The sequence below is a fragment of the Paracoccus yibinensis genome (assembly GCF_030846195.1).
Classification (GTDB): domain Bacteria; phylum Pseudomonadota; class Alphaproteobacteria; order Rhodobacterales; family Rhodobacteraceae; genus Paracoccus; species Paracoccus yibinensis.
Window position 1 is genome coordinate 256,027 of record NZ_JAVCWH010000004.1, and the last position, 21,422, is coordinate 277,448.

Genomic DNA, 21,422 nt, shown 5'->3' on the forward strand with positions numbered 1-21,422 from the left:
GCCCCTATGCGCTGGACCGTCCCCAATATCCTGACCCTTCTCCGGTTGATCGCGGCCCCCGCCGTGCCGCTGATGTTCCTGTATTTCAGCCGCCCCTGGGCCGACTGGGCCGCGCTGGCGCTGTTCCTGGTCGCCGCCGTGACCGACTGGATCGACGGCTATCTGGCACGCAGCTGGCAACAGGAAAGCCGCTTCGGCGCGGCCATGGACCCCATCGCCGACAAGGCCATGGTGGTGATCGCCATCGTGGTCATCACCGGCTATTCCGGCATGAACCCCTGGCTGATCCTTCCCGCGACGCTGATTCTGTTCCGCGAGGTCTTCGTGTCGGGCCTGCGCGAATTCCTGGGATCGAACGCGCGGCTGCTGAAGGTGACGAAGCTGGCCAAATGGAAGACCACGACGCAGATGGTCGCCATCTCGGTCCTGTTCCTCGGCACGGGGCTGGCCTATGTCGAACACGGCCGCCCGCCGCGCGTGGGTGAACCGGGATTGCCTTTTTCCCTCTCCTGGGCGGATCTTGCAACACAGGTCGGCTTGCTGCTGGTCTGGATCGCCGCTGCCCTGACAGCCTGGACCGGTTGGGATTATTTCGTGAAGGCGCGCCCCTATCTGCGCGAACCCGGCCATGACGCTTGACGTGCTGTATTTCGCCTGGCTGCGCGAACGCATCGGCCAGCCGCGCGAACGGGTGGAAACCGACGCCGCCACCGTCCGCGACCTGATCGCCGACCTGTCCGGGCGGGACGACTGGCACGCGGCGGCATTCGCAGACCTTGCCGCCGTCCGCTGCGCCGTGGACCAGCAGCTTGCCGATCTGGACGCCCCCCTGGCGGGCGCCCGAGAAGTCGCCTTCTTCCCCCCCATGACCGGCGGCTGACCATGACGGCCCGCGTCCAGACCGCGCCCTTCGACCTTGCCGCAGAACTGGCGGGCTTCGGTGCGGGCGCGGGGGCCATCGTCACCTTCACCGGCGTGGTGCGCGACGACACCGGGACCATGGCCGCGCTGGAGATCGAGCATTACCCCGGCATGACCGAACGCGCGCTGACCGATTACGGCACCCAGGCGGCAGAACGCTTTGCCCTGACCGACTGGCGCATCGTCCACCGCCACGGGCGTCTGGCCGTGGGCGAGCCGATCATGATGGTCGCCACCGCCGCGCGCCACCGCCATGCGGCCTTCCGGGCGGCGGATTACCTGATGGACTGGCTGAAATCCCGCGCCCCCTTCTGGAAGCGCGAGATCGGCCATGACGGCGCCGCCCACTGGGTCGATGCCAAGCCCAGCGACGAAGACGCCTTGTCGCGATGGTAGGCTTCTTCTTCACTCAAATATCCATCCCCGCTTGCCGCCCATGATCCGGCCCGACCTGCGCGCCTGGCTTGCCACCCGGTCCGAAGCCCTGGTCGCCGGAGCCATCCTGCTGGCCGGGCTGTGGCTGGCCCTGCGCGGCGGCTGGTTCTTTGCGGCCGTGGGCGGGCTGGTCCTGCTGGTGGGCCTGTCCCTGCTGGTCGGCGCCTTGCGCAGGCTGCCCTTCCGCCGCCAGGTCGCCGCCCCCGGCGTGGTCGAGGTGGACGAAGGCGCCATCCGCTATTACGGCGCGGCGGTCCTGGGCGGGGAAATCGCCCTGCGCGACCTGGTCGAAATCCGCCTGCTGCGGCTCAAGGGCCAGGGCCACTGGCGTCTGCGCAGCGCCAGTGGCGAGGCGCTGCTGGTCCCCGTCGATGCGGCGGGCGCCGAGGCGCTGGCCCATGCCTTTACCGCGCTGCCGGGCCTTGACATGGGGGCGGTGTCCGCCGCGCTTGCCCATGTCGCGGACCAGCCTGACGCCGTGCGCACCGTTTGGCGTAGGGCGTCTTGAGGCGGGTTGACTTGGCCCCCGCCGCGCGTCACCTGTGACGCGCGAACCCAGAAAGGCCCCGCCTCATGTCGATACCACAACAGGGCGGAGGCCCGATCGAAAGCCGCGACCAGCTTGCCGCATATATCGCCAGCGGTGAAAAGCCCCGCGACGCTTGGCGCATCGGGACCGAGCATGAGAAGTTCGGCTATGACAAGGCCAGCCTGATGCCCTTGCCCTATGAAGGCGCCTGTTCGGTCCATGCCATGCTGTCGGGCCTGCAGGAACGCTTTGGGTGGAACCCGGTGATGGAGCAGGACAAGCTGATCGGCCTGGAACGCAACGGCGCGAACATCAGCCTGGAACCCGGCGGCCAGCTTGAACTGTCAGGCGCGCCTCTGGAAACCATCCACCAGACCTGCGACGAGGTGAACGGGCACCTGGCCGAGGTGAAGGAGGTCGCCGATCGCATCGGCGCGGGCTTCATAGGCCTGGGCGCCGCGCCGATCTGGGGCCAGGACGACATGCCGATGATGCCCAAGGGGCGCTATCGGCTGATGACCGACTACATGGACCGCGTGGGCACCCTGGGCAAGCAGATGATGTACCGGACCTGCACGGTGCAGGTGAACCTGGATTTCGGCAGCGAAGCCGACATGGTCCAGAAGATGCGGGTGGCCCTGTCGCTGCAGCCCGTGGCCAATGCGCTGTTCGCCAACTCGCCCTTCCTGGACGGCAAGCCCAACGGCTGGAAAAGCTGGCGCGCGCATATCTGGCAGAACCTGGACGCCGCGCGCACCGGGATGCTGCCCTTCGTGTTCCAGGATGGCTTCGGCTATGACGCCTGGGTGGACTATGTCCTGAATGTGCCGATGTATTTCGTCTATCGCGACGGGAAATACATCGACGCTTTGGGCCAGTCCTTCCGCGACTTCCTGGATGGTCGCCTGCCCGCCTTGCCGGGCGAGGTGCCGACCCTGTCGGACTGGGCCGACCATATGACCACGGTCTTCCCCGAGGCCCGCGTCAAGAAATACATCGAGATGCGCGGCGCCGATGGCGGCCCTTGGCGGCGGCTGTGTGCGCTGCCTGCGCTGTGGGTGGGGCTGATCTATGACCAGGGGGCGCTGGATGCCGCCTGGGATCTGGTCAAGGACTGGGACGACGAAACCCGCGAAGGGTTGCGCCGCGAGGCCGGGCTCCACGGCCTGCAGGCCAGCGTGAACGGCGTTCACATGCAGGACCTGGCGCGCGAGGTCGTAGCCATCGCCGAACAGGGCTTGAACCATCGCGCCCGTCCCGGCGCGGGGGGCCTTGTCCCGGACGAGACGCATTTCCTGAACGCGCTCAAGGAAAGCCTGGACAGTGGCAAGGTGCCGGCCGACGAACTGCTGGAAAAGTACCACGGCGAATGGAACGGCGACCTGACGCCGATCTATCGCGAATATTCCTATTGATGCGTCAGAACCGCCATGTCAGGCCCAGCAGCGGGCCTGACATCGTGGCATCCACCCGCGTCCCGCCGCTGCGGTAATCCACGTCCAGCCGCCGATAACCCGCCGAGACATAGGCCCGGTCGGTCATCTGGTAATTGACCGTGGCGACGACCTGCGTGGTGCTGTCCGAGCCCATGCCGGTGATGCCGTGGTCGATATAGGCGATGGCGGACCAGCGGGGCGCCAGGGTGTAATTCGCCCGCAGCGCAATGATCGGATCGACGAAATCCTTGTCCCCCGACCGGCTGACGGCCCCGCCCGCGACCGACACCTCGGCCTTGATCTTCCAGGCGCGCACCCCGCCCAGCACGTCCAGGGCCAATCCTTCGTTGTCGATGGCCCGCCAGCCTGCCGCCAGCGTCAGGGACCGCTGGGTCAGTTCCCCCTCGGCAGGCAGGCCCGGAGGGATCAGGCCGGATTTCGAACTGGCCGAATAGCTGAGATCGCCCAGGACGACAAAGCGGTCCTTGCGCGCGTAAGCCGACAGGAAGAAGGCTGCGTCCAGATCCTCCAGCACCTCGGAGAAGCTCTTGTCGAAGGACAGCGTGGGCGCGCCGGTAAAGGGGGTGACATCCCCTCCCAGGCCCGAGGCCCAGACATAGGGCGTGATCTGGGCATTCCAGTCCTGGGCCATGGCAGGGGGCGCGGCCAGCAAGGCGGCAAGGGCGGCAAGCAGCCTGATCATATCGAGTCCCCCGATAATTCGTTCTTGAACAGGCGGCCGTTCTTCATGACCAGCCGCAGGTTGCCCGGATCGCCCAGCCAGTCGAGGCTCTGCTCGGGCTCTCCGTCGATGACCAGCAGGTCGGCAAGCGCGCCTTCCGCGATCACCCCCAGCCGACCGTCATAAGGTGCCCGCGCGCCCGACAGCGCCAGCATTTGTCCCGCGGCCCCCGTCGCGCGGTGCAGCGCGGACAGCGGCGACATGAAGCGCGCCAGCTTGGCCAGTTGCCGCCCCTGGCTTTCGCCGCCGCCATACAGGATGTCGCTGCCGAAGGCCCAGTTGACCCGGTGCTTGTCGGCCCATTCGAAGGCCCGCGCCGTGCCCTCGGCCACCTGCCGCTGGGCGGCGATGGCCTTGGGGTCGGTGTACTGGTTTGCGTCCTCGTCGGCCAGGAAGGGCTGGATCGACCACCAGGTGTCGCTGTCGGCCATCAGCCGGACGGTATCTTCGTCGGCAAGCTGCCCATGCTCGATGGACTTCACTCCGGCGGCGATGCAGCGACGGATGCCGGGCGAGGTATAGACATGGGCGCAGACATAGGTGCCCCAGTCGCTGGCTGCATCCACCGCCGCGCGCATCTCACCTTCCGTGAACTGCAGCGATTCCAAGGGGTCGTATTGCGACGCCACCCCGCCGCCGGCCGTGATCTTGATCTGGCTCGCGCCCTTCATCAACTGCTCGCGGGTGCGGCGCAGCACCTCGGGGACGCCGTCGGCAAGCGCGGACATGCCTTGCTGGCTTGCGTAATCGGCCGGATCGCCCGGCATCATCGGCAGGCTGTTCTGGAAGCGGAAATCCCCATGCCCCGAGGTCTGCGAGATGATCGCCCCCGCCGGAAAGATCCGCGGCCCCGTGACCACGCCCCGGTCGATGGCGGCCTTGAGGCCAAAGGCCGGGCCGCCCACGTCGCGCACGGTGGTGAAGCCGCGCATCAGCGTGGCCCCGGCCTCTTGCCCCGCGATCAGGTGCAACAGGCCGATATCCTGGGTCATGGCGGCGATCTGGCTGACCGAGGCCAGGGTGGCGTGCCAATGCGTGTCGATCAGGCCGGGAATGACCGCGCGCCCGCCGCAGTCGATCACCTGCGCATCCTGCGGGCCTTGGCCGGGGGCGGGCAGGGCGGCGATGCGTCCGTTTTCGATCAGGATGCCAACGCCCTCGCGCAGGGACAGGGCCTCGCCGTCGAACAGCCGCAGGTTGGTCAGCAGGACAGGCCGCCCCGGGGTCTGGGCCTGGGTTTCACGAGGCGCCAGGCCGAAGCCCGCGAACATGCCCACGACCGCAGCCATGCCGCCCAGCATCTGGCGGCGGGAAATGTCGGCCTCGATCCGGCGCATGATGGCCAGGGTGGTCGGGCTGCCGCAATGGCAGAAATGCACCGCCCCGGATACGGGATCAGGGTGGAAGCAGACCTGACACATGGCGAATCACCCAAAGCGATGGAACCGGCTACATCCCATGCTTGTAGCATGGCACGCCCGCATCAAGAAAAGCGTTTTCTTTCCGCAGGATCATCCATCCGTTGTTTGCGGGGCGCTGCCATGGCAGCGCCCCTCGGTCCGTTCAGGCAGCCTTGCGGCGGCGCAGCAGCGCCAGCCCGCCCAGGCCCGCCAGCAGCAAGGGGGCTGCGGCAGGCAACGGCACCGGCGCGGGGTGCTGGGCATCGACCACGGTGCGTCCGAAATCGGTGTAATCGGTGAAGAACCCGTCCAGGCCCCAGTTCAGCATCGGCTGGATCATGGCAAAGGCCTCGTCCTCGCTGAGGGGGCGGAAGGTATAGGCATGGACCTTCAGGCCAAGACCGTGGGCGGCCTGGATGAACGACTGGGTGATGCCGCCATAGCTGACGCCGACGCCTGTCGCGACCGACGCGATCTGGTCCAGCGTCCTGAACCCGTCGCTGCCGTTCACGCCATAGATGCCGTCCTCCAGGCGCACTGACCCGAGTTGCGCCACCTCGGCTTCCATCCCGTTGGTTTCCAGCAGGCTGGTCAGGTTGATGATGGATTGATGGGCGAAGGATTGCAGGATCACCTTGTCGGCCGCCGTGTCAAAGCCGTTGCTTTTCAGCGAAGCGATGATCTTTGCTTCCTTTTCCGCGTCGAAGGGGGCCTTTGCCTCGGGATAGATGCCGACGGATGTGCCGTTCGCGGCGTTCTGGGCGTTCAGGAACACCAGCACCTCGTCCAGGGTCGGCACCTTGTAGGGATCGGGCATGCTGGGCGTGAAGCCGGGATAGGTCGAATCGGGCCGCGACAGCGCGCCGGTGGGCTTGACGGTCAGCGTCTTGATCTCGGCCAGGGTGAAGTCCTTGACGTTGTAGGTGCCGTTCCGGGGTTCGAACAGGGCCGCGACGTCGGTGGTGCGGGTCAGCGTCGTGTCATGCATGGCGACCAGATGGCCGTCCTTGGTCATCTGCACGTCGGGTTCGATGTAATCCGCGCCCAGCTTGATCGCGAGTTCATAGCTGCCCAGCGTTTCCTCGGGCAGATAGCCGCTGGCGCCGCGATGCGCGACGACGATGGGCGCCTCGCCCGTCAGGGTGTTCCAGGTCGCGGCATGGGCTGCAAGGGGCAGGGCCAATGACGAAAGGGCCGCAAGGGCGGCAAGCTGCATCTTCATAAAAGCGTTCCCGATCTTTGGATCATCATGCCTGCGCAGCCGGCCGGCGCGCAGCCAGGCGAGGGTGCCCAAGATGGTTAACGGTTTTGCGACGCTTTTGTTCTGGTTCGACAAAATCTTTGCGTCTTCCGCCTTTCGGATCCACCGCACGACAATATGACCATGGGGCATCTTGCGCGGACCCCGCCCTGGTGGCACGCGTGGGCAAAGCGAAAGGGGAAGGCGATGAAGGTGGATGCGATGGTGTGGGTGCAGCGGATCATGGGCGCGGTCTTCGCGGTCGGCGTCGTGGCCCTGATCGGGGCCATCGTCACCCAGGTCGGCCAGGCCGAAGGACTGCCGCCGCTGCCGATCTTCGTGGGGCTTCTGGGGATCGTGGTGCTGATCCTGCTGTCGGGCGCCTGCCTGGCGCTGATCTCGCTGGCGATCTCGGCGCGACGCGGGGCCGAGGCACTGCGCCGCATCGCAGGGCAGGGCGGGGCCGCGCCTGTGGCCGCCCCGGTGCGGGTCTTCAACCAACCCTCGCTGCGCGAGGTGGTTTCCGAACCGCAGCCCGAACCCGCCCAGGCCCGTCCCTCGCGACCGGCAGGCCGGACGCTGGTGGCCGAACGCTGACACGGCAACCCCGGCCGGTCGCAACCGGGAATTTTGGAAAATCTTCGTTGTCCCCAAGCCCTTCCTGCATTTAGCCTGAAGTGATGCATTCGGGGGGATCATGCGTAAATTTTTCCTGGCTATTGTTGTCATCGCAGCACCGTTGACGGCGCAAGCATCGGTCGTGACCGATACCTTCACCAGCTTCTGGGCCTTGGGGGACAGCCTGACGGACAACGGCAACCTGCCGCTTCCCGTCTTTGCGGCGGGCCGTCCAAGCGCGCCGATTTCGCCCGAGGCGGGCAAGGCGGCTTACTATGCGCCCGCGAACGGGCCGCGCTTTTCGAACGGCCGGACCTTCGCGGAATACGTTGCGGCCGAATTCCAGGCCGCGGGCCGGCCAACCGCCAATCTCGCCCATGGCGGAGCGGAGGCAGCCGAGCCGATCGATCCAACCGATCCGACGCCCGGCCTGTTCGCGCAGCGTCAGCAACTGGCCGCAGCTTCCGCAGGCTTCGGGACGCGGCCCCTGGTGTCGATCCTGATGGGGGCGAACGACATCTTCGCAGGACTTGCCAGCGGCGATCCGCTTGCAAATGCAATCGGCGGGGCGATAAGGGCTGCCGACGCCGTTGCGGAAACGGCAAGCTTTCTTGGCACCTATGGGGTGCGCGATTTTCTGATCGCCAATCTGCCCGACCTTGGTGCGACGCCGGCCTTTGCCCTGTTCCAGCCCCAGGCCCGGCTTCTGGCCAGTGCGGCCAGCTCTGCCTATAACGCCCGGCTTGCGGGGAATGTCGCTGCGCTCGAAGCGGGCGGACTGAATGTCATCAGCCTGGACATCCATGCCCAGTTGAACGGCATTCTGGCCGATCCTGCTGCCTTCGGCTATGGCAACACGGTGCTGCCCTGCCTGTTTCCCAGTCCGGGCGTGGCCGCTGCGTTCGGACAGGCGCCTGTCTGCAGCGACACGGAATCGCTGTCGCGATTGTTCTTCGACCCGGTTCATCCCAACCTTCTGGCTCATGCCCAGTTCGGGCAAACCGCGTTGGACCTGATCGAGGCGGATCTGGCACCCGTCCCGCTGGCGGGCGGCCTGCCCCTTCTGCTGACCGGCTTGGGGGCGTTCGTCGCCCTGCGCCGCCGCCGGACCTAGCGCCGGCCGATCCGCGGCTCGGACCCGTCCATCAGGCGGACGATGTTCGGGCGGTGCCGGACGAAGATCAGCACTGCCATGAACAGGCTGACGGCGATCAGGTCGCCGCGGCCCAGGCCCCAGGCGAAAATCGGAGACAGCGCCGCCGCCAGAAGGGCGGACAGGCTGCTGATCCGGCTGACGATTGCCGTCAGCAGCCAGACGGCGCAGGCGATCAGGCCCAGCGGCCAATGCAGCGCGATCAGCGTGCCCAGGAAGGTCGCGACGCCCTTGCCGCCCTTGAAGCCCAGCCAGACCGGGAAGCAATGGCCCAGGAAGGCCGCGCCGCCCGCCAGCACCGCCGCCGCATCGCCGCCAAGCTGGCGCGCGACAAGCACCGCGATGGCGCCCTTGCCCGAATCCAGCAGCAGCGTGGCAAGCGCCGCGCCCTTGTTGCCGGTGCGCAGCACATTGGTCGCGCCGATATTGCCCGACCCGATCTTGCGCAGGTCGCCCAGGCCAAGCGCCCGCGCGATCACCAGCCCGAAGGGGATCGAGCCGAGAAGATAGCCGAAGACGGTCCACAGGATCAGGGTCATGGCTGGCCTCCGAACACGCGGTGCCCAGCGACCCAGGTGCCCAGGACGCGCCCTTCCATCCGGGCGCCGTCGAAGGGTGTGTTCTTCGATTTCGACAGCAGCGAGAAGCGGTCCAGCACGAAGGGCGCGTCCGGGTCGAACAGCACCAGATCGGCAGGCGCGCCCGCCGACAGGCGCCCGCCCGGCAGGCCCAGCCGTTTCGCCGGGTTCAGCGACATGGCGCGCCACAGTTGCGGCAGGCTCAGCCCGCCCTGATGATACAGCCGCATCGCAGCCGGCAGCAGCGTCTGCAGGCCCACCGCGCCGGGGGCGGCAGCCTCGAAGGGCAGGCGCTTGGATTCCTCGTCCTGCGGCGTGTGGAAGCTGGCGATCACGTCGATCACGCCTTCGGCCACCGCCTCCACCATGGCCAGCCGGTCGTCCTCGGACCGCAGGGGCGGGGTGAAGCGGAAGAAGGTGCGGTAATCGCCCACGTCGTATTCGTTCAGCGTCAGGTGGTGGATCGAGATCCCGGCCGTCACGTCCAGACCCGCATCCCGTGCGCGGCGCAGGGCGGGCAGGGCGCGCGCCGTGGTGATCTGGTCGGCGTGCCATCGGCAGCCGGTCATCTGGACCAGGGCTAGGTCGCGGTCCAGCCCGATCACCTCGGCCATGGGCGAGACGGCAGGAATGCCATAAATCGAGGCGAACTTGCCGCCCGTGGCCGCCGCCCCGCGCGACAGGCCAGCATCCTGCGGATGGCCCACGATCAGCGCGCCCAGACCGCGGGCATAGGTCATGCAGCGCGACAGCAGGCGCGTGTCGGTCACCTGCCGCACGCCATCGGTAAAGGCCACCGCGCCCGCATCGGTCAGAAAGCCGATCTCGACCATCTCGCGGCCCTCGCGGGCCTTGGTCAGGGCGGCCATGTGGCGGATGTTCACGGGCGCGTCAGCGGCGCGGCGAGTCACGAATTCCAGCGATTCCGGCGTGTCGATGGGCGGCAGGGTGTCGGGGCGGGCGACGATGGTGGTCACGCCTCCCGCTGCGGCGGCAAGACCCGCGCTGCGGAAGCTTTCCTTGTGCCGCTCGCCTGGCTCGCCGATCTTGACGCCCCAGTCGATGATCCCCGGCGCCAGCGCGCGGCCGTTGCAGTCGATGACGGTGGCGCCTTCGGGGGCGTCGATGTCGATGCCCTTGATCACGCCGTCGCGGACCAGCAGGTTGCCCAAGGCATCGGTCTGCGCCTCGGGGTCGATCAGGCGGGCGTTGGTGAATAGAGTAAGCGTCACTCCTTGGCCTCTTCGGGCAAGTTGCCTGTATTTTCTCGCGGCAGATTCAAAATCAACGGCTTGAATATAATGTGCATTTTTTCTGCCATTGAGACCAGCCAATCATGTTGGCGCGACCAATCCTCTTCGTTTGTGGGGTCGGCATTTTCTAATACACAAGAGATGCGTGATTCTGTTGCCTCAGGCAGTAGTTGCCAGAATAAAGCTGAACCAATTTTCTGCTCTATATTATCCCGGAGCTTCTCAAGAAGTCGGTAGCGCCCCTTGGCAAATGGTCCGCTCAGTGATATATCAACCCTTACCCATTTGGATCGTGTATTCATCGCCAAGCTTAATCCTGTGCCTGTGCGTCCCAATCCATGCATAATCCATGACTGCGCAAGAGGCTTGACTGAGCGAAGTGACTTGCATCTTTCCAGAATTAGGTTTTCGACAGCGGTCCAATATTCAAGCTGCTGCTGACGACCTGCAGTAAGTCCTAACTCGTCAATCTTCGTCTTCGCGGAAGCAACGGATCGCGACCAATTGTTAGGCTGGGATACTATATTAAACTTAGGCGCAGATGGGCTGGAACCAATCCGCCATAACTCGACCTCTATTCCAAAGACTCGTACATTATCGTTAGTCACTTCATTCAGCCAATCGCAGGCTGCACGATGTTCCTCTGCAAATTTTGCTGCAATCCAGACGATCGTAGCTGCCTTTAGTCCAGCGGCATAGGTGATCAACTGACCAAGATGAGTATGATCTGTCCGTTCCAATTGATTTTCAATAAGCACCCAGGTGCTGTAATCCTTGTCCTTGCAAACAAGGTCAGCACGGAACGGGCCAACGGAACGTTCTTGAGCCTCTAACTCAAGGTCAATACCTAAGGTTTCACCAAGCAATGCAAGATTTTCCTCTTGCGCCAACCACGGAGTAAAATCCCTTGGTTCGCTTATCCAGCCATTGCGAAGATCGACCCGTTCGAGCCGCCCAAAGTTGCTCATACCATCACCCCCGCCGCCGCCCGGCCGCGTTCCGCCCGCAGGTTCCGCGCCAGCAGGTCCAGCGCGGCCATGCGGACGGCCACGCCCATTTCCACCTGGTCCTGGATCACCGAGCGGTTGATGTCGTCGGCGATGGTGCCGTCGATCTCGACGCCCCGGTTCATCGGGCCGGGGTGCATGACGATGGCGTCGGGGGCCGCAGCGGCCAGCTTTTCGGCGTCCAAGCCGAAACGGTGGAAATATTCGCGCTCGGACGGGATGAAGCCGCCGTCCATGCGCTCTTTCTGAAGGCGCAGCATCATCACCACGTCGGCCCCCTTCAGGCCCTCGCGCATGTCCTCGAACAGTTCCACGCCCATCTCGCCCGCGCCCGCTGGCATCAGGGTCGCGGGGCCGATCAGGCGCAGACGATTTTCCATCTTGCCCAGCAGAAGCAGGTTCGACCGCGCCACGCGGCTGTTGGCGATGTCGCCGCAGATCGCGATGGTCAGGCGGTGCAGCCGCCCCTTGGCGCGGCGGATCGTCAGCGCGTCGAGCAGCGCCTGCGTCGGGTGTTCGTGCCGCCCGTCGCCCGCGTTGATGACGGCGCAGTTCACCTTTTCCGCCAGCAGGTTCACCGCGCCGCTGTTCGGGTGGCGGACGACCAGCAGGTCGGGCTGCATCGCATTCAGCGTCAGCGCCGTATCGATCAGCGTCTCGCCCTTCTTCACGCTGGAATGCGCCACGGCCATGTTCATCACGTCGGCCCCAAGCCGCTTTCCCGCCAGTTCGAAACTGGCCTGCGTGCGGGTCGAGTTCTCGAAAAACATGTTGATCTGGGTCATCCCCTCCAGCGCGTCGGCGTGCTTTATCGTGCGGCGGTTCAGGGCGACGTAATCCTCGGCCAGATCCAGAAGGGTGACGATTTCGGGCGGGGAAAGGTGGTCGATGCCAAGCAGGTGGCGGGCGCGGAAGGTCATGGCGGGCCTCTGGGTCGGGTCGGTCGCTCTATCGCAGATGGCCCGCCATGCGGCAAGCGGGCAGGGGGCTGCCTGCCCCCGCCGCGCGTTCCGCGCCTGGGCTTTGCCCGTTCGCCGCTGAAAAAGGTCCACTGGACCTTTTTCCGGGCGCGTCTCACCCCAGGGATATTTGGGCACAGAAGATGGATCAGCCCGGGGGAAGCCTGCGGGCGGGCAGGTCGGCCATGATCCGGCGGCGGATTTCGGGCGGCAGCGTGGCCCAGGCGGCGATCTCGTCCAATGTCCGCAGGCAGCCGGTGCAAAGGCCCGATGCGGGGTCGATCACGCAGACCTTGATGCAGGGGCTGAGGGTCATCGCGCCAGATACCGCAGCCGGTCGAGGGCGCCCTGCAGGATGTATCCCGCCGCGACCTGGTCGATGACCTCGGCCCGGCGCTTGCGCGAAGTGTCGGCCTCCAGCAGCGCGCGCTCGGCGGCCACCGTGGACAGGCGCTCGTCCCAGAAGCCGATGGAGAGATCCGTCAGCCGTTCCAGGTTGCGGGCGAAGGCGCGGGTCGATTGCGCGCGCGGGCCTTCGCTGCCGTCCATGTTGCGCGGCAGGCCCAGGACCAGCCCCACCAGCCCGCGATCCTTCGCAATCGCCAGCAACTCGGCCGCATCCAGCGTGAACTTCTGCCGCCGGATCACGGTCAGCGGAGAGGCCACCTGCCGCAGCCCGTCGCTGACCGCGACGCCGATGGTCTTGGTGCCCAGATCCAGCCCGGCGATGGCGCCGACCGAAGGCAGGCTGGACGCGAAGTCGGCGATTTCGGCGCGGATCATTCGACAAGCCCTGCCTCGATGGCGGCCTGCCGCACGATCTCCAGGGCCTCGGGCTGGGCTGCGAACCGCGTCTGGGCCTCGGTCCAGATCTCGCGCGCGTGGTCCGCATTGCCGATCACCACCAGCGAGGAAATCAGCCGCGCCCATTCCTCGGGCGTGCCCCCTTGGCTGGCCAGCCGGGATTCCAGCTGGCTGACCATGCCCGCGATCATCTGCTGGCGCTCCTCGGGGGTCATGTCCTCGGCTGCTGCCATGGCGTTTGCATCGGGTCCCGGCATGGAGGCAGGCGGGACGTAATCGGGCTGGCCCGCCAGCCAGGCCAGATCGGCAATGGCTGTGCGGATGGGCGAGATCCAGGGCGCGTCCTCGGGGCCTTCCTCCAACAGGGTGCGCCAGATCGGAAAGGCGCGGTCGGGACGGTCGTTCTGCAATTGGAGCATCCCCAGAAGATAGCGCGCCTGCGGATGGGTGGGTTCCCGGGTCAGGGCGCGGGCAAGCATCTCCTCGGCCTCGGGGGTGATCAGACCGCCTGCGGCCTCGATCATCAGGGCCGACAGGCGGACCAGTTCATCGGCGCTTGCATCTTCGCCGCGCAGTTCGACCAGACGCTGCTGCGCCTCGCGCGCGGCAGCCAGGTTGCCCAGCCGGATCTCGTTCGTGGCCAGCAGGGCAAGGCCTTGCGGATCGTCGGGATTCTTAGCAACCGCTTCGCGCAATTGCTGGATCAGCGCCGCAAATTCCTCGGGCACCTCGGGGACGACGGGGGCAGGGGCCTTGGCCTCGGCCTCGGCCTGGCTGGGGCGGCTTTCGTAAATTTGCCGTGCGTTGGCGATCCGCTGCGCGATGGGAAGGTCGTCGCGCCCCGGCTGACCCTCGTACAGATAAAGCATCACCGCCCCCGCGAACAGCAGCGCCAGCAGGCCCAGGGCCAGCAGCCCGCGCCCGCCCGCCTTGTCTGCCGTGTCCTGCGACAGCCGGCGATCCGCATCCAGGACCTTTCGCCCGATCTCGGTCCGCAGGCGGGCGGCGTCCTCGGCCGCGATCACGCCGCGTTCCAGGTCGCGCTCGACCTCTTGCAACTGGTCGCGATAGACCCGCAGGTCGAAGGCCGCAGCGGGTTCGCCCGTTCCACGGTTGCGCAGCAACGGCGCGATGATGGCAAAGCCGACCGCGCCCGTCAGCACGGCGCAGATGATCCAGAACATTCAAGCCCTCCGGTTAAAGCCCTTCTAGGGCGATTTGACCGGCGCGGAAAGCGTCAGCCTGTCGCATTTTGCCGTGATCGGGCGCAACACGGCTTGAGCCTGCGCCCCGGTCTGGTCATCCTGTCCGCAAATCGAACGGAGGTTTCATGCCGTCACGCCGTTATTCGGTCTTCGCCATCGCGCGAGAGGCGCTGCGCCAGCACAGCGGCTGGAGCCGCGCCTGGGCCAGTCCCGAACCGCGCGACCGCTATAAGGTGGTGATCGTCGGCGCGGGCGGGCACGGGCTGGCGACGGCCTATTACCTGGGCAAGAATCACGGCATCACCGATGTCGCGGTGATCGAGAAGGGCTGGCTGGGCGGCGGCAACACGGGCCGCAACACCACCATCATCCGGTCGAACTATCTTCAGGATCCGTCGGCGGCGATCTATGACAAGGCGCTGAAGCTGTATGAAACGCTATCGCAGGACCTGAACTACAACGTGATGTTCAGCCCGCGCGGGCTGATCATGCTGGCCCAGACCGAACACGAGGTAAGGGGATACAGGCGCACGGTCCATGCCAACAACCTGCAGGGCGTGGCGACCGAGTGGGTCGAGCCTGCGCGGGTGAAGGAACTGGTGCCGATCATCAACATCGACGGGCCGCGCTATCCGGTGCTGGGGGGGCTGTATCAGGCCCGCGGCGGCACGGCGCGGCACGACGCCGTGGCCTGGGGCTATGCGCGGGCGTGTTCGGACATGGGCATGCATGTCATCCAGAATTGTGAGGTCACGGGGATCGAGACCGCGAACGGACAGGTCCAGGCGGTCAACACCACCAAGGGCCGCATCGGCTGCGACAAGCTGGCGCTGGTGGTGGCCGGTCATTCCAGCCAGCTGGCCGAGATGGCGGGCTTCCGCCTGCCTATCGAAAGTGTGCCGTTGCAGGCGATGGTCAGCGAGCCGATCAAGCCCTGCATGGACGTGGTGGTGATGGCGAACACCGTCCACGGCTACATGTCCCAGTCCGACAAGGGCGAGATGGTGATCGGCGGCGGAACCGACAGCTACAACGCCTTCACGCAGCGCGGATCCTGGCACCATATCGAGGAAACCGTCCGCGCCCTGATCGAAACCTTCCCGATGATCTCGCGTCTGAAGATGCTGCGGCAATGGGGCGGGATCGTGGACATGACGGGCGACCGTTCGCCCATCCTGTCCACCACGCCGGTTGGCGGGATCTTCGTGAACTGTGGCTGGGGCACCGGGGGCTTCAAGGCCATTCCAGGATCGGGCTGGGCCATGGCCGAACTGGTCGCCCAAGGTAGGCCCGGTCCCCTGGCTGCCGCCTTCGGGATGAACCGTTTCCGCGAGGGGCGCTTCATCGACGAATCCGTGGCCGCCGGTGTGGCGCATTAGTCATGGAGTGCACCTTGCAGCATCGTCCGGGAACCCAACGGGCATCGGCTTCATTGTCCGATTATCAAGGGTTGAACCGAAAGGGAAAAGCATGGCCGAACCCAACAGCAATCGCATGTATATCATCATCGGGGCCATCGTCGTCGTGGTGGCTCTGCTGTTCTTCTTCATGTCCGGCGGCGACGATCCCGCAGTCGACGCGACGGCAACGGACGACGCAGCCACGACCGCTCCGGCCACCACGGCCGATCCTGCCGTCGATGACGCTGTCGAAGTCGAACCGGCCACGCCCGGAACCACGGCCCCGGCGAACTGACCGCGCCAGACTTCACGTTTCTTCTTCACTGAAATATCCGCGGGGGTCCGGGGGCAGCCAGCCCCCGGCCTTCCCGCCTGAACCACCCGCAGCCTTTCCGCGCGGGTGGTTTTCGTCGTTGATCCCCCACCTGCCGAGCCTGTCATGCTGATCCTCACCTGCCCCTATTGCGGCGTCAAAGCCGAGGAAACCGAACTGTCCCCAGGGGGAGAGGCGCATCTGAAACGCATCGGCCCAGACGGCACGGCCGAGGAATTCGAGGCCTATCTGTTCGCCCGCAAGAACATCAAGGGCGTGCATTTCGAACGCTGGCGGCACGCCTATGGCTGCGGCAAGTGGTTCCTGGCCGCACGCGATACGCATACGATGCAGGTCTATGGCACCTACAGGGCGCAGACGGCGCACGCGACCGATGAGATCGTAGCCAATGCCCGCCAGGCCCGCGCGGAATGGGTGCCCGATTGGCCCCAGGCATCCGAGGCGGTGGTCGGATGAGCCGCACACCCCCCTTCCGCCTGCCGCGCGGCGGTCGCCTGATCGACCGCGCCTTCCAGCTTGGCTTCCGCTTCGACGGCCGCCACCTGCGCGGTGTGCAGGGCGACACGCTGGCATCCGCCCTGCTGGCCAATGGCCAGATGCTGGTGGGCCGGTCCTTCAAGTATCACCGCCCGCGCGGCCCCCTCGCCTCGGGCGCCGAGGAGCCGAACGCGCTCTTCGGCCTGGGCCAGGGTGGCCGGTTCGAGCCGAACCAGCGCGCCAGCACCACCGCGCTTGTGGCGGGCATGGTGCTGCGCAGCCAGAACTGCTGGCCCTCACTGGACGCGGATGTCGGCGCGATCAACAACTGGCTGTCGCCGCTGCTGCCGGCGGGCTTCTACTACAAGACCTTCATCCACCCGCGACCCTTCTGGAAGCATGTGTTCGAGCCGATCATCCGCCGCAGCGCGGGGCTGGGCCGCGCGCCGGTCGATCCTGATCCCGACCGCTATGAACAGGCCTATGCCTTTGCCGAGGTGGTCGTCGTCGGCGGCGGCATCGCCGGGCTGACGGCGGCGCGCGATGCCGCCGACAAGGGCGGGCGCGTGATCGTGCTGGAGCAGAACCCGGTCTGGGGCGGGCGCACGCCTGTCGACCACGACGGCGGCCAGGCCGCCATCGACGCGCTGCTGGCCGACCTGCGCGGGCGCGGCAACGTGACCCTGCGCCGCAACACCATGGCGACCGGGCTTTACGACCACGGCTATCTGCTGGCCCGCGAAGCCTTGGCCGACCACGACCCGAACCAGGGCATCCCCCGCCAGCGGTTGTGGCGGATCCGTGCGGGCCATGTGATCACGGCGACCGGCGCGCTGGAGCGTCCGCTGTCCTTCGCCTGCAACGACGTGCCGGGGGTGATGCTGGCCTCTGCCGTGCGCGATTTCATCACCGATTACGGCGTGGCGCCCGGCCAGCGGATCGTGGTCGTCACCAACAACGACGACGCCTATCGCACCGCCCTGACCGCCCAGGCGGCGGGGCTGGAGGTCGTGGCCGTCATCGACGCCCGCCCGCAGGCGAGTGGCGACCTACCGCAGGCGGTGCGGGCGGCGAATATCCCCGTGATGACCGGCAAGGCCGTGGCGAAGGTCAAGGGCAGCCATCACGTCGAGGGCGTGGCGCTCTGCGATCAGGCAGGCAATGGCCGCGTCACCGGCACGCTTGATTGCGACGTGGTCGCCATGTCGGGCGGCTGGTCTCCGGTTGTTCATCTTTACAGCCATTGCGGCGGCAGGATCACCTGGGACGAACCCGAGGCGATGTTCCGTCCCGACCCCTCGCGCCCGCCTTTGGGCGCGGATGGCAAGGCCATGGTCACGGTCCTTGGCGCCGCCAATGGCGATCTGCGCTGCGCGGGCGACCTGGAACGCTCCGAGGCGCCCACCATGCCGGTCTGGGTCATGCCGCAAAACGCGCCCTACAGGCTGCGCGCCAAGATGTGGCTGGATTTCCAGAACGACGTGAAGGTCAGCGACGTGGAACTGGCTGCGCGCGAGGGCTATGCGTCCGTCGAACATGCCAAGCGATACACGACGCTGGGCATGGCGACCGACCAGGGCAAGGTCAGCAACATCAACGGCTTGGCGGTGCTGTCGAAGGCCCTGAACCAACCGCTGGAAACCACGGGCACCACCACCTTCCGCCCGCCCTATACGCCCCTGACCCTTGGCACCATCGCGGCCGAGGCCAAGGGCGATACCTTCCAGCCGCTGCGCAAGACGCCAATCCACGCCTGGCACGCCCGCAACGGTGCGTCGTTCGAGCCCGTCGGCCACTGGCGCCGCCCCTACAGCTATCCCCGCGCGGGCGAGGACCGGCATGACGCCGTCAACCGCGAGATTTTGGCGGTGCGCAAGTCCGTCGGCACGCTGGACGCCTCGACCCTGGGCAAGATCATCGTCAAGGGACCGGATGCCGGGCGGTTCCTGGACATGATGTATACCAACATGATGTCCACGCTGCCGGTCGGCAAATGCCGCTATGGCCTGATGTGCAACGAAAACGGCTTCCTGATGGATGACGGGGTCGTCGCCCGCCTGTCCGCCGACACCTGGCTTTGCCACACCACAACCGGCGGGGCAGACCGTATCCATGGGCATATGGAGGATTGGCTGCAATGCGAATGGTGGGACTGGCAGGTTTATACCGCCAACCTGACCGAGCAATACGCCCAGATCGCCGTGGCCGGACCCAAGGCGCGCGAATTGTTGCAGCGGCTGCCCGGCACCATCGACCTGTCGCAGGACGCCTTGCCCTTCATGCAATGGGCCGAAGGCGAGCTGGCGGGCATCCCCGCGCGCATCTATCGCATCAGCTTCTCGGGCGAGCTGTCCTATGAGATCGCCGTGCCCGCGGGCCGCGGGCTGGAGTTGTGGGAGAAGCTGCACGCCGAGGGCCGCGACCTGGACATCACCCCCTATGGCACCGAGGCGATGCATGTCATGCGTGCCGAAAAGGGCTTCATCATGATCGGGGACGAAACCGACGGCACGGTGATCCCGCAGGACCTGGGGCTGCATTGGGCGATCTCGAAGAAGAAGCCGGACTATATCGGCAAGCGTGCGCAGGCCCGCAGCTTCATGAAGGATGGCAGCCGCTGGCAGCTGGTGGGGCTGGAAAGCCTGGATGGTCAGGTGCTGCCCGACGGCGCCTATGCGGTCGAACCGGGCGTGAACGCCAACGGACAGCGCAAGACGCAGGGGCGCGTCACCTCCTCCTATCACTCGCCGACGCTGGACCGCCCCATCGCCATGGGACTGGTGCGCCACGGCCCGGCGCGGATGGGGCAGGAACTGGAATTCCCCCTGCCATCGGGCGAGGTGATGAAAGCGCGGATCGTCGATCCGGTCTTCTACGACAAGGAAGGAACCCGTCTGAATGGCTGAGGCGCTTGCAGACATCGCCCGTGTCGATGGGCTTGGCATGGTCACGATCCGGGCCGGCCTGGACCGCACAGGCAACACGATTGCCGAGGCCGCGGGCCTGGCGATTCCCGGACAAACCCGCATCGTGACCGATGGCAGCCGGTCGCTGGGCTGGATGTCGCCCGACGAATTGCTGCTGATCCTGCCTGCGGCGGAACTGGACGACGCGATCACGACGCTGACCGATGCCCTGGCTTCCGAACATGCGCTGGTCGCCGATGTGTCGGACGCCCGCGCGGTTTTCGACGTGACCGGTCCCCATGCGGGTGACGTGATCGGGAAGCTGATGCCCGTCGATCTGGACGACCTGCCGTCCGACGGATTGCGGCGCTCTCGCGCGGCCCAGACGGCGGCGGCGCTGTGGCGCATCCCCGGCGGCTTCCGGCTGATCGGTTTCCGGTCGACGGCGGATTACCTGCGCCTGGTCCTGGAAAACGCGGCCATTCCCGGCAGCGGGCTGGCCCCGCGCTAGGAACCCGGCCCGCACCCCTTGCGTTTGGCCCGCGAATGCGGGACCGTGCGCCCGACCAAGGCTCAACCCCTTCTGAAAGGACAGAAAATGGCTTTCACGCTTCCCGATCTTCCCTATGCGCATGATGCACTGGCCGAAGGCGGCATGTCCAGGGAAACGCTGGAATTCCACCACGACAAGCACCACAAGGCCTATGTGGACAAGCTGAACGAACTGGTGGCAGGCACCGAATGGGACGGCAAGTCGCTGGAGGACATTGTCAAGGGCACCTACCAGAAGGGCGCGGTCGCGCAGAACGGCATCTTCAACAATGCCAGCCAGCATTGGAACCACGCGCAGTTCTGGGAAATGATGGCGCCGAAGCCGGGCGCCATGCCGTCGGAACTGGAACGCGCGATCACCGAATCCTTCGGCTCGGTCGATGACTTCAAGAAGAAGTTCACCGAAGGCGGCGTGGGCCAGTTCGGCTCGGGCTGGGTCTGGCTGGTCAAGAACGCCGACGGCGGGCTGGAAGTCACCAAGACCGAAAACGGCGTGAACCCGCTGTGCCACGGGCAGACCGCGCTTCTGGGCTGCGACGTGTGGGAACACAGCTATTACATCGATTTCCGCAACGCACGTCCGAAATACTTGGAAAACTTCCTGTCGAACCTGGTGAACTGGGAAAACGTCGCCTCGCGCATGTGATCCTTGCCCCATCGGCAAAAGGCCCGGCGGATCCGTTCCGCCGGGTTTTTTCTTGTGATCGGCGCGGCATTGGCTTTCCGCCGCGTGCCGGTATAAGACAGGGCGCAAGACGGTTGCGGAAGGCAAGGATGGCCAATCAGAACGACAACTTCATCGACGAGGTGTTCGAGGATCTGCGCCGCGAGCGCCTGTTCCGGCTGTTTCGCCGCTGGGGCTGGGTCGCGGGCCTGCTGATCCTGGGCATCGTCGCGGGCGTGATCTGGCGCGAATACAGCCAGTCGCGCGCCGAAGCCCAGGCGCGTGCCTGGGGCGATGCGATCCTGGCGGCCCAGGCAGGCGACGATCCGGCGGCGATCATGGCGGTCGATCCGCAGGGCGCCGAATCCCGCCGCGTGCTTGCGGCGCTTCTGGCGGCCTCGGAATGGTCCGAGGGCGACAGCGACGATGCGGCGGCCGATGCCCTGCGCGATGTGGCGGGCGATGCCGCCGCGGGCACGGTGCTGCACGACCTGGCCGAATTGAAGCTGGTCATGCTGCAGGGCGAGACGATGGATCCCGCGCAGCGCGACGAAATCCTGTCCCGGCTGTCGCGTGCGGGCGCTCCGTTCGAACTCTTGGCGCTGGAACAGAAGGCCATCGCCCTGATCGGGGCGGGCCGGACGGAAGATGCCGTAAACCTGATCCGCCAGATCCAGGAAAAGGACGGCATGACCGAGGCCTTGCGCCTCCGCCTGTCCGAGATGATGATCGCCTTGGGCGTCGAGCCGGAACCATCCGAAAACATGCCCGCGGGCTGATCCAGCGGGCCACCGAACGATACGAGGGAG

At 66.3% G+C, this 21,422-nt stretch carries 24 protein-coding genes; 14 read left to right on the forward strand and 10 right to left on the reverse strand.

Annotated features, from left to right (window positions below; genetic code table 11):
• The first annotated feature begins 6 nt into the window (after nt 1-6).
• From pgsA to RAH32_RS11560, 5 genes are all read left to right on the forward strand, one after another.
• Nucleotides 7-639 carry a CDP-diacylglycerol--glycerol-3-phosphate 3-phosphatidyltransferase gene (gene pgsA / locus RAH32_RS11540; RefSeq protein ID WP_306608083.1) on the forward strand — a complete coding sequence of 211 codons (633 nt, stop codon included), beginning with the start codon at nt 7-9 and terminating at the stop codon, nt 637-639.
• Nucleotides 629-880, forward strand: coding sequence for a molybdopterin converting factor subunit 1 (gene moaD / locus RAH32_RS11545; protein ID WP_306608084.1), 252 nt, complete (start codon nt 629-631; stop codon nt 878-880). Before pgsA ends, moaD begins: the two co-directional genes overlap by 11 nt.
• A gap of 2 nt (nt 881-882) precedes the next feature.
• Entirely contained in the window at nt 883-1,317 is a 435-nt protein-coding gene (locus RAH32_RS11550; RefSeq protein ID WP_306608085.1) for a molybdenum cofactor biosynthesis protein MoaE, read from the forward strand.
• A 40-nt stretch (nt 1,318-1,357) separates the two neighbouring features.
• Nucleotides 1,358-1,864 (forward strand): hypothetical protein, encoded by a 507-nt coding sequence (locus RAH32_RS11555; RefSeq protein WP_306608086.1) that lies wholly within the window; start codon nt 1,358-1,360, stop codon nt 1,862-1,864.
• 65 nt (nt 1,865-1,929) lie between these two features.
• Nucleotides 1,930-3,300, forward strand: a complete 1,371-nt coding sequence (locus RAH32_RS11560; RefSeq protein WP_306608087.1) for a glutamate--cysteine ligase — start codon at nt 1,930-1,932, stop codon at nt 3,298-3,300.
• A 4-nt stretch (nt 3,301-3,304) separates the two neighbouring features.
• Here RAH32_RS11560 and RAH32_RS11565 read toward each other — a convergent pair whose 3' ends face one another.
• The 3 genes from RAH32_RS11565 to RAH32_RS11575 all read right to left on the reverse strand — a co-directional run bounded on the left by RAH32_RS11565 (nt 3,305) and on the right by RAH32_RS11575 (nt 6,685).
• Nucleotides 3,305-4,024, reverse strand: coding sequence for a hypothetical protein (locus RAH32_RS11565; RefSeq protein WP_306608088.1), 720 nt, complete (start codon nt 4,022-4,024; stop codon nt 3,305-3,307).
• Nucleotides 4,021-5,484, reverse strand: a complete 1,464-nt coding sequence (locus tag RAH32_RS11570) for a metal-dependent hydrolase family protein (RefSeq protein WP_306608089.1) — start codon at nt 5,482-5,484, stop codon at nt 4,021-4,023. The genes RAH32_RS11565 and RAH32_RS11570 overlap by 4 nt, the downstream gene beginning before the upstream one ends.
• A 142-nt stretch (nt 5,485-5,626) precedes the next feature.
• Nucleotides 5,627-6,685, reverse strand: a complete 1,059-nt coding sequence (locus tag RAH32_RS11575) for a glycerophosphodiester phosphodiesterase family protein (RefSeq protein WP_306608090.1) — start codon at nt 6,683-6,685, stop codon at nt 5,627-5,629.
• Between the two features lie 225 nt (nt 6,686-6,910).
• On the opposite strand from RAH32_RS11575, the gene RAH32_RS11580 reads away from it, so the two are divergent.
• Together RAH32_RS11580 and RAH32_RS11585 are read left to right on the forward strand one after the other, a co-directional pair.
• A complete protein-coding gene (locus RAH32_RS11580) occupies nt 6,911-7,300 on the forward strand; it encodes a hypothetical protein (protein ID WP_306608091.1) in 390 nt (129 codons plus the stop codon).
• A gap of 100 nt (nt 7,301-7,400) precedes the next feature.
• Entirely contained in the window at nt 7,401-8,435 is a 1,035-nt protein-coding gene (locus tag RAH32_RS11585; RefSeq protein WP_306608092.1) for an SGNH/GDSL hydrolase family protein, read from the forward strand.
• Here the strand turns inward: RAH32_RS11585 and plsY are convergent.
• From plsY to ccmI, 7 genes are all read right to left on the reverse strand, one after another.
• A complete protein-coding gene (gene plsY, locus RAH32_RS11590; protein ID WP_306608093.1) occupies nt 8,432-9,013 on the reverse strand; it encodes a glycerol-3-phosphate 1-O-acyltransferase PlsY in 582 nt (193 codons plus the stop codon). The genes RAH32_RS11585 and plsY overlap by 4 nt on opposite strands.
• Entirely contained in the window at nt 9,010-10,284 is a 1,275-nt protein-coding gene (gene pyrC, locus RAH32_RS11595; protein WP_306608094.1) for a dihydroorotase, read from the reverse strand. The genes plsY and pyrC overlap by 4 nt, the downstream gene beginning before the upstream one ends.
• Nucleotides 10,281-11,273 (reverse strand): DUF4268 domain-containing protein, encoded by a 993-nt coding sequence (locus RAH32_RS11600; RefSeq protein WP_306608095.1) that lies wholly within the window; start codon nt 11,271-11,273, stop codon nt 10,281-10,283. Before RAH32_RS11600 ends, pyrC begins: the two co-directional genes overlap by 4 nt.
• Entirely contained in the window at nt 11,270-12,232 is a 963-nt protein-coding gene (locus RAH32_RS11605; protein WP_306608096.1) for an aspartate carbamoyltransferase catalytic subunit, read from the reverse strand. Before RAH32_RS11605 ends, RAH32_RS11600 begins: the two co-directional genes overlap by 4 nt.
• A 187-nt stretch (nt 12,233-12,419) precedes the next feature.
• Entirely contained in the window at nt 12,420-12,587 is a 168-nt protein-coding gene (locus RAH32_RS11610) for a DUF1289 domain-containing protein (protein ID WP_306608097.1), read from the reverse strand.
• Entirely contained in the window at nt 12,584-13,054 is a 471-nt protein-coding gene (ruvX, locus tag RAH32_RS11615) for a Holliday junction resolvase RuvX (protein WP_306608098.1), read from the reverse strand. Before ruvX ends, RAH32_RS11610 begins: the two co-directional genes overlap by 4 nt.
• Nucleotides 13,051-14,259 (reverse strand): c-type cytochrome biogenesis protein CcmI, encoded by a 1,209-nt coding sequence (ccmI, locus tag RAH32_RS11620; RefSeq protein WP_306608099.1) that lies wholly within the window; start codon nt 14,257-14,259, stop codon nt 13,051-13,053. Before ccmI ends, ruvX begins: the two co-directional genes overlap by 4 nt.
• 146 nt (nt 14,260-14,405) lie before the next feature.
• On the opposite strand from ccmI, the gene RAH32_RS11625 reads away from it, so the two are divergent.
• The 7 genes from RAH32_RS11625 (at nt 14,406) to RAH32_RS11655 (ending at nt 21,392) form a co-directional block, all read left to right on the forward strand.
• On the forward strand, nt 14,406-15,659 hold the full coding sequence (locus RAH32_RS11625) for a sarcosine oxidase subunit beta family protein (RefSeq protein ID WP_306608100.1): 1,254 nt from the start codon (nt 14,406-14,408) through the stop codon (nt 15,657-15,659).
• Nucleotides 15,660-15,750: 91 nt separating this feature from the next.
• Nucleotides 15,751-15,975: a hypothetical protein gene (locus RAH32_RS11630; RefSeq protein WP_306608101.1), complete on the forward strand. Its 225-nt coding sequence runs from the start codon at nt 15,751-15,753 to the stop codon at nt 15,973-15,975.
• 144 nt (nt 15,976-16,119) lie between these two features.
• On the forward strand, nt 16,120-16,470 hold the full coding sequence (locus RAH32_RS11635) for a sarcosine oxidase subunit delta (RefSeq protein WP_306608102.1): 351 nt from the start codon (nt 16,120-16,122) through the stop codon (nt 16,468-16,470).
• Nucleotides 16,467-19,397: a sarcosine oxidase subunit alpha family protein gene (locus RAH32_RS11640; RefSeq protein ID WP_306608103.1), complete on the forward strand. Its 2,931-nt coding sequence runs from the start codon at nt 16,467-16,469 to the stop codon at nt 19,395-19,397. Before RAH32_RS11635 ends, RAH32_RS11640 begins: the two co-directional genes overlap by 4 nt.
• Nucleotides 19,390-19,908 carry a sarcosine oxidase subunit gamma gene (locus RAH32_RS11645; protein ID WP_306608104.1) on the forward strand — a complete coding sequence of 173 codons (519 nt, stop codon included), beginning with the start codon at nt 19,390-19,392 and terminating at the stop codon, nt 19,906-19,908. Before RAH32_RS11640 ends, RAH32_RS11645 begins: the two co-directional genes overlap by 8 nt.
• 87 nt (nt 19,909-19,995) lie before the next feature.
• Nucleotides 19,996-20,595, forward strand: a complete 600-nt coding sequence (locus RAH32_RS11650) for a superoxide dismutase (protein ID WP_306608105.1) — start codon at nt 19,996-19,998, stop codon at nt 20,593-20,595.
• Between the two features lie 128 nt (nt 20,596-20,723).
• On the forward strand, nt 20,724-21,392 hold the full coding sequence (locus tag RAH32_RS11655) for a hypothetical protein (protein ID WP_306608106.1): 669 nt from the start codon (nt 20,724-20,726) through the stop codon (nt 21,390-21,392).
• The last annotated feature ends 30 nt before the right edge of the window (nt 21,393-21,422 follow it).